The organism is Pseudomonas solani (genome assembly GCF_026072635.1).
GTDB lineage: Bacteria > Pseudomonadota > Gammaproteobacteria > Pseudomonadales > Pseudomonadaceae > Metapseudomonas > Metapseudomonas solani.
The window spans coordinates 532153-546117 of sequence record NZ_AP023081.1 but is presented as its reverse complement, the minus strand read 5'-3'; the positions used below and the strand labels follow the sequence as shown (position 1 = coordinate 546117).

General features: G+C 67.4%; 11 protein-coding genes. 7 read left to right on the top strand and 4 right to left on the bottom strand.

The features are described from left to right. Window positions 1-74: 74 nt before the first annotated feature. A complete protein-coding gene (locus PSm6_RS02480) occupies window positions 75-716 on the bottom strand; it encodes a lysoplasmalogenase (protein ID WP_021217553.1) in 642 nt (213 codons plus the stop codon). A gap of 174 nt (window positions 717-890) precedes the next feature. Between PSm6_RS02480 and PSm6_RS02475 the strand changes: the two genes are divergently transcribed. Next, entirely contained in the window at window positions 891-2597 is a 1707-nt protein-coding gene (locus PSm6_RS02475) for a diguanylate cyclase (protein ID WP_265169459.1), read from the top strand. A gap of 92 nt (window positions 2598-2689) precedes the next feature. On the opposite strand, the gene PSm6_RS02470 is transcribed toward PSm6_RS02475, so the two are convergent. Together PSm6_RS02470 and lon are read right to left on the bottom strand one after the other, a co-directional pair. Next, window positions 2690-3088 carry a protease inhibitor I42 family protein gene (locus tag PSm6_RS02470; RefSeq protein WP_021222108.1) on the bottom strand — a complete coding sequence of 133 codons (399 nt, stop codon included), beginning with the start codon at window positions 3086-3088 and terminating at the stop codon, window positions 2690-2692. Between the two features lie 71 nt (window positions 3089-3159). Continuing rightward, entirely contained in the window at window positions 3160-5559 is a 2400-nt protein-coding gene (gene lon, locus PSm6_RS02465) for an endopeptidase La (RefSeq protein WP_265169458.1), read from the bottom strand. Window positions 5560-5726: 167 nt separating this feature from the next. Between lon and PSm6_RS02460 the strand changes: the two genes are divergently transcribed. The 6 genes from PSm6_RS02460 (at window position 5727) to putP (ending at window position 12811) form a co-directional block, all read left to right on the top strand. Next, on the top strand, window positions 5727-6479 hold the full coding sequence (locus PSm6_RS02460; RefSeq protein WP_021222106.1) for an AraC family transcriptional regulator: 753 nt from the start codon (window positions 5727-5729) through the stop codon (window positions 6477-6479). A 173-nt stretch (window positions 6480-6652) separates the two neighbouring features. Continuing rightward, window positions 6653-7309 carry a methylamine utilization protein gene (locus tag PSm6_RS02455; RefSeq protein WP_265169457.1) on the top strand — a complete coding sequence of 219 codons (657 nt, stop codon included), beginning with the start codon at window positions 6653-6655 and terminating at the stop codon, window positions 7307-7309. Next, on the top strand, window positions 7296-9632 hold the full coding sequence (locus tag PSm6_RS02450; protein ID WP_265169455.1) for a putative bifunctional diguanylate cyclase/phosphodiesterase: 2337 nt from the start codon (window positions 7296-7298) through the stop codon (window positions 9630-9632). Before PSm6_RS02455 ends, PSm6_RS02450 begins: the two co-directional genes overlap by 14 nt. 2 nt (window positions 9633-9634) lie before the next feature. Beyond that, entirely contained in the window at window positions 9635-10489 is an 855-nt protein-coding gene (locus tag PSm6_RS02445) for a DUF3034 family protein (protein WP_021222103.1), read from the top strand. Window position 10490: 1 nt separating this feature from the next. Then, the gene (locus PSm6_RS02440) at window positions 10491-10910 is read left to right on the top strand and encodes a group I truncated hemoglobin (protein WP_021222102.1); all 420 of its coding nucleotides are present in this window, start codon (window positions 10491-10493) and stop codon (window positions 10908-10910) included. A gap of 407 nt (window positions 10911-11317) precedes the next feature. After that, window positions 11318-12811, top strand: coding sequence for a sodium/proline symporter PutP (gene putP, locus PSm6_RS02435; RefSeq protein ID WP_031288794.1), 1494 nt, complete (start codon window positions 11318-11320; stop codon window positions 12809-12811). A gap of 193 nt (window positions 12812-13004) precedes the next feature. On the opposite strand, the gene PSm6_RS02430 is transcribed toward putP, so the two are convergent. Next, window positions 13005-13898, bottom strand: a complete 894-nt coding sequence (locus PSm6_RS02430) for a LysR substrate-binding domain-containing protein (RefSeq protein WP_265169452.1) — start codon at window positions 13896-13898, stop codon at window positions 13005-13007. Window positions 13899-13965: the final 67 nt, after the last annotated feature.

Here is a 13965-nt window from a genome sequence, read left to right as displayed (position 1 = left end):
CAGCTGTTGGAAAGGCCGGCATTCTAGCCAAGACCGCGCCCGGCCAGAATCCCGGCGTGCCGATCGGTCGAAAATCAGCGTCGCCCGTGCAGCACCGCCGATGCGACTATGCCCAGCTGCCCAAGCCAGTAGGTGAGCATGATGGCCAACCCCGCCATCTCGAAGGGCGCGACGAAGCGGTTGACCCCCAGCAGGCTGTCGGACACCACGAAGCACAGCGCTCCGGCGGCCGCGACCTGCACCGAGCGCCGGCCCGGTTCGCTTGCACCGAGGCGGGCGAGGGCGCGCCAGAGCATGGTGCTGATGGTCAGCGCATAGAGCGCCACCGGCACCAGCAGGTCACCGAGGCCGCCGCTGGCCAGCACCGCGAACATGCCGATGCCGAACAGCGCCGCCGCCAGCAGAGCCAGGGGTGCCAGGCGCCGGGTATCCGCCAGGTAGGCACCGATATAGGCCAGGTGGCCGAGGAGGAAGGCGCCCAGGCCGAAGACGAAGAAGTCCGGCGACCACTGCAACAATACGTCGCCGGCCAGGCACAGCAGCAGCCCCAGCGTAACCCAGCGTCGATAAAGACCGTGCGGGGCGCTTTGCAGCAGCCAGGCGAGCAGGGCGAGGATGGGCACCGGCTTGGTCCAGAAACACAGCGTATCCAGGTCGGCGGCGTCGCCGTACAGGTAGGCGACAGCACCGATCAGCCCGATCAACAGCCACTGCATGCAAGGTTCTCCATCGTTGTCCATCCGGGCCGCGCGGCGGCCTGCCAGCGGGCCTCCCGGCCCTGGGCTACTCTGCGCATCGTCGCGATCGGGTTCCAGGCGCAAAACGCCAGGTGCAGTCGCCGATTGCGCCGCTAGACTGAAAACGCACCCCGCCACGAGGACAACGATGTGATGAAGACGGCGACTCGTCTGCAGGCCGGATTCCTGCTGGCGATCGGCATGCTGGTACTCAATATCGTGCTGCCCCTGGCCACCACCCGCTGGGTCGGCAACGCCGAGCGTCAGCTGGAGCTGCACGAGCACACCGGGCGCGAGCTGAGCAACCTCCTATCCTCCCTCAAGGATGGCGAAACCGGCCAGCGAGGATTCGCCTTGACCGGCCGCGACGACTACCTGACCCCGCTCTACCAGGGCTATGGCGATGTCGACAAGGACATGGCGCGCTTCAAGGTGACGCTGGCGAACGATGAGCTGTTAGATGACCTGCAACGGCTGGTCGGGCTGCTCGCCGAGCAGCGCGCCTTCTTTGGCCGGGTCATCGAGCTGCGCCGCAGCGAAGGTCTGGCCGCCGCCGGCGACCTGGTCAGCACCGGCAAGGGCAAGCAACTCATGGACGCCATCCGCCTGCGCCTCGGCGAGATGCAGGGCGTGGTCGAGCAGCGCGTGCTGCTGGCCAAGCAGGAGATCGAGTGGCGCGGCTGGGTCGGGATGGCGATGCTGGGGCTGGTCACCCTGCTGGACCTGCTGGTGATCGCGCTGCTCTTCCACTTCACCTTCCGCATGCTGCGCGCGGGCCGCGAAGCCCGTCTCGCCCAGGACCTGCTCAGCGAGCAACTGAGCCTGGGCATGCAGCGCGTGGAACTGCGCAACCACCAGATCTCACTGTTGAGCCGTATGGCGGGTGCCCTGCACTCGGTGAACGAGTTCGACGAGTGCTTCGGCATCATCACCCGCTTCGCTGCCCAGTTGTTCCCCCAGAGCGATGGCTGCCTCTCTCTCTATCACCCCTCGCGGGACGTGCTCGAGGAGGCCGGGCACTGGGGTGGCTGGCAGGTGGGCAGCGTCGAGTTGTTCGAGCCCGACGACTGCTGGGCGATCCGCCGTGGCCAGAGCCATCTGGTGCTGGACGTGAACAAGGACCTGGTCTGCCCGCACCTGCACGAAAGCCCGTTGGCAGCCAATGGCTCGCTTTGCGTGCCGCTCATGGCCCAGGGGGAGCCGCTGGGGGTGATGACCCTGTGCGGCGGCAGTGCCGACCTGGAGTTGGCGGAAGCCTTCGCCGAGCAGGTATCCCTGGGGGTGGCCAACCTCAGCCTGCGCGAGAGCCTGCGCCAGCAATCGGTGGTGGACGCCCTGACCGGCCTGCACAACCGCCGCTTCCTCGACGAAACCCTGCGCCGCGAACTGCTGCGCGCCAGCCGCAAGCAGTCACCGGTGATCGTCGTGCTGCTGGATGTGGACCACTTCAAGCGCTTCAACGACACCTTCGGCCACGAGGCGGGGGACCTGGTGCTGCGTCACCTGGCCCTGGAAATGAAGCGGCATGTGCGCTCCAGCGACCTAGCCTGCCGCTACGGGGGCGAAGAGTTCGCCCTGGTGATGCCGGAAATCAGCCTGGAGGATGCCATGGAGCGCTGCGAGGCCCTACGCCTCGGGGTCACCCGGCTGCAGATCCGCTACGGCGGCCAGCCCCTGGGCCCGATCGCCATCTCCCTGGGCCTGGCCTGTTTCCCCGCCGATGGCGAGAGCGCCGATGTGTTGCTGCATGCCGCCGACAGCGCGCTGTACCAGGCCAAGCGCGCCGGCCGCAACCAGCTGTGCCTGTACCAGGGCATACGCGGCCAGCAGAGCATCGCCGCCGAGTCCCAGGCCCCGTAGGTTGGCGCCGAGCGTAGCGAGGCCCAACGATGGGCCTCATGAGGGAGGTAAAACGTTTCGCCAGCAGGGTCCGCCAGGGGCAGGCCCCCGTATCAGTCCACGCTGACCTTGCAATCGAAGGTCTGCTCCGGCGCCACGTCGGCTTCCCAGGGGCGCTGGTAGACCAGCAACAGGCGGCCTTCGCCGCTCTGCGCGGCATTGAAGCGCCAGGTGGACTCACCGGCGCCGCCCACCAGGCCGGCTTCCTCGGGGGTGTCGTAGACCTCCGGGCCGAGGCTGCGCAGCACGCCCGGCGCGGCGTCCTTCACCACCCAGCGGAACCCCGTGGTGGGATTGCTCGGCAGGGTCAGGACCAGCAACTGGCCCTTGTCCAGCTCGATCGGGCAACTGCTCTGTTTCTGCACCACCAGGCTGGTGGATTCATGGGCGCAGGCGGCCAACAGCATCAGGGCGGCGGGCAGCAGCAGGCGGGGAAGGCGGGCAGGACTCATGGACGGCTCCATCGTTCAGGGGCCGGTGCAGCATATCCGCTGCATCGGCCCCTGGGTAGGCGCCGCAGGCGTCAGGCGAACAGCACCTTGGCGACATCGGAGAAGCGCCGGGCGAAATGCACCGTCATGCCGTCGCGCAGGTAATCCGGCAGTTCCTCGTAGGAGCCACGGTTGGCCTCCGGGAGGATCAGCTCGAAGATCTTCTGCCGGCGCGCGGCGATCACCTTCTCGCGCACCCCGCCAATGGGCAGTACCTGGCCGGTGAGGGTCAGCTCGCCGGTCATGGCCACACCCTTCTTCGGTGCCTGGTCGCGGGCCAGGGAGAGCAGGGCGCTGGCCATGGTGATGCCGGCGCTGGGGCCATCCTTGGGGGTGGCGCCCTCCGGCACGTGGAGGTGGACGAAGGCCTGGTCGAAGAACCCGGCATCGCCGCCGTACTTCTTCAGATTCGAGCTGATGTAGCTGTAGGCGATCTCGGCCGACTCCTTCATGACGTCACCCAACTGGCCGGTGAGCTTGAAGCCGCGGTTCAGCGTATGGATGCGCGTCGCCTCGATCGGCAGGGTGGCGCCGCCCATGCTGGTCCAGGCCAGGCCGGTGATCACGCCGGTGCCGGAGAGGAGCTGCTCCTTGCGGAACGGCGGGGTGCCGAGGAAGGGCTCCAGGTCCTTCTGCGCGACCTTGATCTTCGCGGTGGGGTCTTCGAGCATCTTCACCACCGACTTGCGGATGATCTTGCCCAGCTGCTTCTCCAGCTGGCGCACCCCGGCTTCGCGGGCGTACCCCTCGATCACCGAGGTCAGCGCGCCGTCGGTGATCGACAGGCGCTCCTTGGGCACACCGGTGCGCTCCAGCAGGCGCGGCCACAGGTGGCGCTTGGCGATGGCGTGCTTCTCCTCGGTGATGTAGCCGGAGAGGCGGATCACCTCCATGCGGTCCAGCAGCGGGCCGGGGATGGAATCCAGGGTGTTGGCCGTGCACACGAACAGCACCTTGGACAGGTCCATGCGCAGGTCCAGGTAGTGGTCGAGGAATTCGACGTTCTGCTCCGGGTCCAGCGTCTCCAGCAGTGCCGAGGCCGGGTCGCCCTGGTAGCTGGCGCCGAGCTTGTCGATCTCGTCGAGCATGATCACCGGGTTCATCACCTCCACGTCCTTCAGCGCCTGCACCAGCTTGCCGGGCAGGGCGCCGATGTAGGTGCGGCGGTGGCCCTTGATCTCGGCCTCGTCACGCATGCCGCCGACGCTGAAGCGGTAGAAGGGGCGGCCCAGGGATTCGGCGATGGACTTGCCGATGCTGGTCTTGCCCACGCCGGGCGGCCCCACCAGCAGCACGATGGAGCCGGCGATCTCGCCCTTGAAGGCGCCTACCGCGAGGAACTCGAGGATGCGGTTCTTGATGTCGTCCAGCCCCGCGTGGTGCTTGTCGAGCACCTTGCGCGCATGGGCGAGGTCGAGCTTGTCCTTGCCGTACACGCCCCAGGGCACGCTGGTGGCCCAGTCCAGGTAGTTGCGGGTCACCGCGTATTCCGGCGAGCCGGTCTCCAGGATCGACAGCTTGTTCAGCTCTTCGTCGATGCGCTTCTTCGCCTGCTCCGGCAGTACCTTGCTCTGCAGGCGCTGGGTGAACTGCTCGGCGTCGGCGCTGCGGTCATCCTTGGTGATGCCCAGCTCCTGCTGGATGATCTTCAGCTGCTCCTTGAGGAAGAACTCGCGCTGGTGCTGGCCGATCTTGCGGTTCACCTCGGCGGAGAGCTCGCTCTGCAGGCGTGCCACCTCCACTTCCTTGCGCAGCAGCGGCAGCACCTTCTCCATGCGCTTGAGCACCGGCACCGTGTCCAGCACCTCCTGCAGCTCCTTGGCCGGTGCACTGGTCAGGGCGGCGGCGAAGTCGGTGAGCGGCGACGGGTCATTGGGGCTGAAGCGGTTGAGGTAGTTCTTCAGCTCCTCGCTGTACAGCGGGTTGAGCGGCAGCAGCTCCTTGATCGCGTTGATCAGCGCCATGCCGTAGGCCTTCACCTCATCGCGCTGGTCGCTGGGGTTCTGCGGGTAGTCCACCTCCACCAGGTAGGGCGGGCGATGGCGCTTGAGCCAGCCACGGATGCGCACCCGCGACAGGCCCTGGGCAACGAACTGCAGCTTGCCGCCTTCACGGCTGGCATGGTGCACGCGCACCAGGGTGCCGTGCTCGGGCAGGGTGGACGGGTCGAAATGGCGCGGGTCTTCCGGCGGGTTCTCCATGAAGAACAGCGCCAGGCAGTGGTGTTCGGTCTTGGACACCAGCTCCAGGGTCTCGGCCCAGGGCTCCTCGTTGACGATCACCGGCAGCACCTGGGCCGGGAAGAAGGGGCGGTTGTGGATCGGGATGATGTACACCTTGTCCGGCAGGGTCTGGCCGGGCAGGACGAGGCCTGTGCTGTGGGGGCCGGTCGCTTCTTCGACGAGATCGGCGTGGATGTCCTGATCGCTCATTGGGCACCTGGTAGCTGGGTTCGTAGGGGCTGAAGGTTGGGCATGTGAGGCAGATGGGGCTGTGCCGCGGGCTTTTCAAGCGTGGCTGCCAGGGCTGCGCTGCCGGGCGGTGCTGGGCAACAGCTGGCCATTTGCCTAAAATGTGCAAATTCTGACCACGACCCGCCATGCTAGTTGCCCGCCTTCTGCGCCTCGATGAACAGGCCCACGCCCATGCCCACGATCATCACCAACTGGTGATGTCGCTGTCCGGCCGCGCGGAATTCGAAGTGGGCGGCCGGGGCGGCGAGGTCTGCCGCATGCGCGCCTGCCTGGTGCCGGGGGATGCCGAGCATCAGTTCGCCGGCATGGGCGAGAACCGCATGCTGATCCTCGACCTCGACGAGCAGGGCACCAGCAGCGAAGACCGCGAGCTCCTCGCGCGCCTGTTCGAAACCCCGCGCTACCCCGAGCTGGATGCCGATTTCCAGAACCTCCTGAGCTACGCCGGCGCCGAACTGGCGCGCTACGGCAGCGACCAGATCCTCGCCCGCTCCCTGGGCGGCGTACTGCTGCGGGCCCTGCACCTGCGCCTGTTCGGCGACCAGCCCCGGCGCTCGGCCGGTGGCCTGGACATGGAGCCCCTCGACGCGCACATCCTGCAGAACCTGTCGCGGCGCATCAGCGTCGCCGAGCTGGCTCAGATCGCCTGCCTCAGCCCCAGCCACTTCCACGCCCTGTTCAAGGACAGCGTCGGCCTCAGCCCCCACCAATACCTGCTCAAGACCCGCCTCGACCGCGCCGCCCGCCTGCTGCGCGAGAGCGACCTGGCCCTGGTGCGCATCGCCGAGGAATGCGGCTTCTCCAGCCAGAGCGCGCTGACCAACGCCATGCGCCGCTACCTCGGCCTCACCCCACGGCGCCTGCGCAGCGGCCACTGAGGCGAGGGTGATGGCCAGTTGCTTCCGCCGGCCGCGTGAAGTTCCGCCGATCGACAGCTAATCTGCAATTCAACTGGTTCGCACAGGCCAGGGGCATGGCGCACGAGCCGCCCCCGTCGGCCGTTCAAAGGGTGGAAGACGACATGCTGTGCTTCACTCCATGGCCCCCCGTAATGGGCCTGATCGGTCTTTTGTGGTGCCTGTGCGGCACGCTCTCGGCGGCGCCCCTGCAGGGCGAGGTGGTCGACGGCCATGGGCAGCCGCTGGGAGATGCGGTGCTCAGCCTGAACGGCCCTTCGGGCAGCGCCGCCATTCCCGACACGGGTGTAATGGACCAGCGCGACAAGCAATTCGCCCCCTACGTGCTGGCGGTGCATACCGGCACCGCCGTGAGCTTCCCCAACAGCGACAACATCCGCCATCACGTCTACTCCTTCTCGCCGGCCAAGCGCTTCGAACTGCGCCTCTACCAGGGCACACCCGCCGAACCCGTGGTGTTCGACAAGCCCGGCGTGGTGGTGCTCGGCTGCAACATCCACGACTGGATGCTGGGGTACGTCTATATCACCGACGACCCCTTCTTCGCCGTCAGTGACGACGCCGGCCACTTCAGCCTCGACCTGCCTCCCGGGCGCTACACCGCCAGCCTCTGGCACCCCCAGGTGCCCAACATGCTGCCCGTCGCTGCGGGCGAGGTGGAGGTCCCGGCCGCCGGCCTCGTCCAGCGCTTCCCGCTGACGCTGCAGGGCGCTCCGGCCGCACAACCGTCCGCGCCGGTGGAAAAAGGCTTCGGTGACGCATTCAAGAGGGCGGCGGGTGAGGCTCAGTAACAGCTTCCAGGCGCGCATCGCCTGCGTCCTCATTCTCCTGCTGCTGGTTGTGGTCAGTGCGCTGTACTTCGCCGTCAAGGCCGCCACAGGCGCCGCCGTGCAGGCCCAGGCGCGCGAGGAGCTGGATATCGGCGGGCGTGTCTTCGAGCGCCTGCTGGAGTCGCGCAGCCGCCAGTTGCATGACGCCGTGCAGGTTCTGGCGGCCGACTTCGGCTTCAAGGAGGCGGTGGCCAGCGGCGACGAGGAAACCATTCGCTCCGCCCTTGGCAACTCCGGTGCACGCATCAACGCCGGTGCGGTGATGCTCCTGGGCATGGACGGCAAGCTGCAGGTCTCCACCGCTGTGCGGGTCGGCAGCGATTCCTCGGCGCGCCTCGCCGAACTGATGCAGGAGCACCAGCGCAATGGCGGACAGGGCCTGCTGCAACCCATCGACGACGACATCTACCTGCTGGTCGAGGCCAACGTCACCGCGCCCATCCCCATCGCCCGCGTGGTCATGGGCTTCCGCCTGGATGCCGACTTCGCCAGCGAGATGCGTGAGCTCACCCACCTCGACATGAGCCTGGTGGCAACCCAGGCGGGTAAGCCGGACATCTGGCTCAGCACCCTGCCTGGCGACCTCGAGGAGGCGCTCAGGAGCGAGATCAAGACCCACGATGGCGACATCCTGCGCATCGGCGAGCGGCGCTACATGGATCGCCGCCTGGTGCTGTCCAGCGGGGCGGACTACCAGGTGCTGCTGCTCCTGCACAAATCCCTGGAGCAGGCCCAGGAGGCCTTCGCACCGCTGGACCGGGACATCCTGCTGATCGCCCTCTGCGCGCTGCTCGGCTCTCTGGCCGGCGCGCTGTTGCTGGCCCGCAGCGTGTCGCAGCCGGTGCGAGCCCTGGCCGCAGCCGCCCGGCGCATCGGTGAAGGCGACTACCTGAGCACCCTCGAGCTGGACCGCTCCGACGAACTGGGGCAACTGGCCGGCGCCATCAATCGCATGCGCGACGACATCGCCGAGCGTGAGCGGCAGCTCGCCCATAACGCCCTGCACGACACACTCACCGGCCTGCCCAACCGCACACTGGCGCTGGAGCGCCTGGGCAGCGCCATCACCGCCGAACGGCCCACCGCGCTGCTGTACCTGGGCATCGGCAACTTCCGTTCGGTCAATGAAGCCTGTGGCCCTGGTGGCGGCGACCTCGTCCTGCAGCAGATCGGCCGGCGCCTGCACGCCACCCTGCGCCCCGGCGACAGCCTGGCGCGGCTGATCGCCGACGAATTCCTTCTGCTGCTGGAGGGCACCGACAGCGACAGTGCGGTGGCCGCGGCGGACAAGCTCCAGCAATTGCTGCTCAAGCCGCAGCGCATCGGCAGCCTCGACGTCGCCATCGATTCGCGCATCGGCATCGCCTGCTACCCCGCCGATGGCAGCACGCCGGAGGAGCTGCTGCGCCGCGCCGGCATCGCCATGCAGGATGCCGCCCAGGCGCCTGGCCACCTGCAGCTCTACCAGCAGGGCCGCGACGCCGCCCAGCAGCGCCAGGTGCTGCTGATTCGCGACCTGCGCCATGCCGCCGCGCGGGGCGAACTGCTGCTGCACTACCAGCCCAAGCTGGACATCGCCGAGGGCCGGGTGCTGCAGGCCGAGGCACTGCTGCGCTGGCAGCACCCGCAGTTCGGCCTGGTCTCGCCCGGGGAGTTCATTCCCCTGGCCGAGCGCACCGGCAGCATCCAGTCGCTCACCGCCTGGGTCATCGAAGAGGTGCTGCGCCAGCTCCAGGAATGGGCCGGGCGTGGATTGCGCCTGCAGGTCTCGCTCAACATCTCCACCGACGACCTGATGGGCCGCGAGCTGGTGGAGCGCATGCGCGGCCTGTTGCGACGCTTCCGTGTGCACCCCGACCAACTGAGTTTCGAAATCACCGAAAGCGCGGTGATGCAGGACCCGGTCCAGGCGCTGAAGGTGCTCAACGGCCTGCGCGACCTGGGCATCAGCCTCTCGGTGGACGATTTCGGCACCGGCTACTCCTCCCTCGCCCAGTTGAAAAGCATGCCGGTGCAGGAGTTGAAGATCGACCAGTCCTTCATCCGCGAGCTGGACGAGACCAGCGAAGACGCGGTGATCGTCCGCTCCACCATCGACATGAGCCACAGCCTCGGGCTCAAGGTGGTCGCCGAGGGCGTCGAGCACGCCCACAGCCTGCGCCTGCTCGAACGCTGGCGCTGCGACACCGCCCAGGGCTACCTGATCAGCCGGCCGCTATCGGCCAGCGCCTTCGAGGCCTGGATCGCCCAGCCACTCCACTCACCCATCGCCGCGGTGCACTGACCATGAACCGATGCCTTGCCCTGCTCATCGCCCTGTCCCTGCCCGCCGCTGCGTTCGCCGATGAGGGCCGCCTGCTGGCCACCGGCGGCGCCACCAGCGTCGAAGGCGCCGCCGGCGGTGGGATTACACCCTGGGCGGTGCTGGCCGGCTACGGCGAGAAGGGCGAGTGGGGCGCCACCGCGTTCGCCACCCGGGTCGAGACCGGCGACTACCGCCTCGACGCCGCCGGGGTGGCCGCCTCCTGGGACAACCGCCTGGAGCTGTCCTACGCCCGCCAGCGCTTTGATCTCGGCACCCTCGCCCGCGACCTGTCGCTGCCGGAAAACACCCTCAGCCAGGATGTGGTGGGGCTCAAGGTGCGGCTGCTCGGCGACCTCATCTACGATCAGCTGCCGCAGGTGTCCCTGGGGCTCCAGTACAAGCGGCAGAAGGACTTTCTCATCCCCTCCCTGGTGGGCGCCCAGCGTGACGAGGACACCGAAGGCTACATCGCCGTCAGCCGGCTGATCCTCGGCGGCGCCTTCGGCTACAACCTGCTGCTCAACGGCGGGCTGCGCTACAGCCGGGCCAACGAGCTGGGCCTGCTGGGCTTCGGCGGCGACCGCCGCGACGAACGCTCGGTGCTCAAGGAAGGCTCCATCGCCGTGCTGCCCGACCGCCACTGGGCCATAGGGGTCGAATACCGGGAGAAGCCCGACAACCTCAACTTCGCCGGCGAAAGCGACTGGGCGGACCTGTTCGTCGGCTACTTCCCCAACAAGCACCTGTCGGTGGTGTTGGCCTATGCCCGCCTCGGCGAGATCGCCACCCTCGACAACCAGGACGGCGTCTACCTGTCCGTGCAGGGGAGCTTCTGACATGCGCCGCCTGATCCTCGTCGCCACCCTGGTCCTGGCCGCCTGCGCCCAGCAGCCACCGAGGGACGACAGCCTCTACCAGGACCTGGGCGGCACGCCCGGCATCACCCGCATCGTCGAAGGCATGCTGCTGAACATCGCCAAGGACGAGCGCATCGTCGAACACTTCCGCAAGATCGACATCGAACGCCTGCGCGACAAGCTGGTGGAGCAGTTCTGCGTCGAGGCGGGTGGCCCCTGCGAATACACCGGCGACAGCATGGAGGAGAGCCACAAGGGCCAGCGCCTCACCGAAAGCGATTTCAACGCCCTGGTGGAAGACCTGCAGGACGCCATGGACGCCGAAGGCATCTCCAGCCGCACCCAGAATCGCCTGCTCGCACGCCTCGCGCCGATGCGCGGTCAGGTCATCCACAAGTAGCATTGCAGAGCGGCGGTTGCACCTTGTGGTGCAACCAGGTTGCACGTCTTGTTGGACAGTCGGAGGATTTCGCAATAACTCCGGAGCTTTTCGAAAGAAAAGGGCGCCACCGCTCTCTACATTCCGCTGTCCCTTTCGCGCGGCCGGGTCGACACTTGACCCAGCGGCGAATCGATATGGCCAGACCGGACCAGGAAGACCAGGTGCAGTCCGGATGGCTTGGCGTCTCGTCCTGAGGCGAGGCATGACGCCTGAGCACCGATGACGGGCAGAGGTTGCACCCCCACGGGTTGCGCCGGGCCCGCAAACCAATCGGTAATTGCCCCGAGCAACTGCCAAATGCCAACCAGAGAGATGCGAAATACCCGTCGCACCTCCATAACAACAAACGACAGGGGAGACCCCCAATGAGTATGAGCAACCCGATGCTGATCACCTTCGTGATCTATATCGCTGCCATGGTGCTGATCGGCTTCGCGGCCTACCGCGCCACCAACAACCTTTCCGACTACATCCTCGGTGGCCGCAGCCTCGGCAGCTTCGTCACCGCACTGTCCGCTGGCGCCTCCGACATGAGCGGCTGGCTGCTGATGGGCCTTCCGGGTGCCGTCTACCTCTCCGGCTTGTCGGAAAGCTGGATCGCCATCGGCCTGATCGTCGGTGCTTATCTCAACTGGCTGTGGGTTGCCGGCCGTCTGCGCGTGCAGACCGAGCACAACGGCAACGCCCTGACCCTGCCCGACTACTTCACCAACCGCTTCGAAGACCACAGCCGCATCCTGCGCATCTTCTCGGCCCTGGTGATCCTGGTGTTCTTCACCATCTACTGCGCATCCGGCATCGTCGCCGGTGCCCGTCTGTTCGAGAGCACCTTCGGCCTCTCCTACGAGACCGCCCTCTGGGCCGGCGCCGCCGCCACCATCGCCTACACCTTCGTCGGTGGCTTCCTGGCGGTGAGCTGGACCGACACCGTGCAAGCCTCGCTGATGATCTTCGCCCTGATCCTCACCCCCATCGTGGTGATGCTGGCCACCGGTGGCATCGACCCCACCTTCGCCGCCATCGAGCTGAAGGACGCCACCAGCTTCGACATGCTCAAGGGCGCGTCCTTCGTCGGCGTGATCTCGCTGCTGGCCTGGGGCCTGGGCTACTTCGGCCAACCGCACATCCTGGCGCGCTTCATGGCCGCTGATTCGGTCAAGTCGATCCCGGCCGCCCGCCGCATCTCCATGACCTGGATGGTGCTCTGCCTCGGCGGCGCCGTGGCCGTGGGCTTCTTCGGCATCGCCTACTTCTCGGCCCACCCGGAAGTCGCCGGCGCCGTCACCGAGAACCCCGAGCGCGTGTTCATCGAACTGGCCAAGCTGCTGTTCAACCCCTGGGTCGCCGGCGTGCTGCTGTCCGCCATCCTCGCCGCGGTGATGTCCACCCTCAGCTGCCAGCTGCTGGTGTGCTCCAGCGCCCTGACCGAAGACTTCTACAAGGCCTTCTTCCGCAAGAACGCCAGCCAGGTCGAACTGGTCTGGGTCGGCCGCGCCATGGTGCTGCTGGTAGCTGTGATCGCCATCCTCATCGCCGCCAACCCCGAGAGCAAGGTCCTGGGCCTGGTGTCCTACGCCTGGGCCGGCTTCGGTGCCGCCTTCGGCCCCGTGGTCATCCTCTCCCTGCTGTGGAAGGGCATGACCCGTAACGGCGCCCTGGCCGGCATGATCTTCGGTGCCGTCACCGTGGTGCTGTGGAAGCAGTTCTTCGGCTGGACCGGCCTGTATGAAATCGTCCCCGGCTTCATCCTCGCCACCCTCGGCATCCTGATCTTCAGCCACATCGGCAGCGGCCCGTCCGCGGCCATGGTCAAGCGCTTCGACGAAGCCGAGAAGGAATACCAGGACGCCAGCGCCTGATGATCTAGCCGCCCGGGCCGCAGAGCCCGCGCGGTAAACAATTTGATAGTGCTTCAACGGCCCTCGTCCTCGGACCCGGGCCGTTTTTTTATGCCCGGGAAAACGCCTGCCGCACGGTGACGACCCTTGCTTTTCGTGGGAGCGAATTCATTCGCGATGCGTGTGTGGGGCGGACCGTCGGGTTGCACTCGACCTACGAGGGGGTGCCTACCACCTCCCGGCTCAACCAATCGAAGAACGCCTTCACCGGCGGGTGCCGCTCGCGGCCCGGCACGCAGAGGGTGGAATAGCCCGCGCCCTCCACGCTGATCTCCGGCCGGTAGGGCACCAGCAGGCCGCTGGCGACGCTTTCGGACACCAGGATCGAGCTCGCCAGCACCAGCCCCTGGCCGGCGATGGCCGCTTGCAGGGCGTAGTGCTCCTCGTCGTACTCGCGCTGCGGCGCGGTCTCCAGCAGGCGCTGCTCGCCGGCGGCCTGGCACCAGGCCTTCCAGCCCAGTTCGTAGAGCTGCGCGTTGCGCCAGCGGATGGTGATCAGCGTCGGCTGGCGGTTGCCCAGCTCGGCCACCAGCGCCGGCGAGCCGTAGACGCCGAAGCACTCGTCCAGCAGGCACTGGCTGTGCAGGCTGGGGTAGCTGCCGATGCCGTAGCGGATCACCAGGTCGATGCTGGCGTCCTGGTGCAGGTCCACCAGGGTGTTGCGGGTGTCCAGGCGCAGGCTGATGGCCGGGTGCGCGGCATAGAAGCGCCCCAGGCGGGGGATCAGCCACAGCGCGGCGAAGGCCGGGGTGGTGGACAGGGTCAACTGGCCGCCGCTGCGCTGCGGGCGCAACTGGTCGAGGGTCTGGGTCACCTCCAGCAGCGCCCCGTGCAGGCTGCCGAACAGTTGCTGGCCGCAGGCCGTGAGGCGCACGCTGCGGGGCAGGCGCTCGAACAGCGGTGCCCCGAGCCAGCCTTCCAGGCTGCGGATCTGGTGGGACACCGCCGTGGGCGTCACCGCCAGTTCCTCGGCGGCGGCCTTGAAGCTCAGCAGGCGAGCGGCGGACTCGAAGGTGCGCAGGGCGGTCAGGGGCAGGTTGGCGAACATCTGGGCTCCACGGATGAAATGGATTCATCCCGATGAACTATCGGTCATTTGTCCGGAAATACGGCTG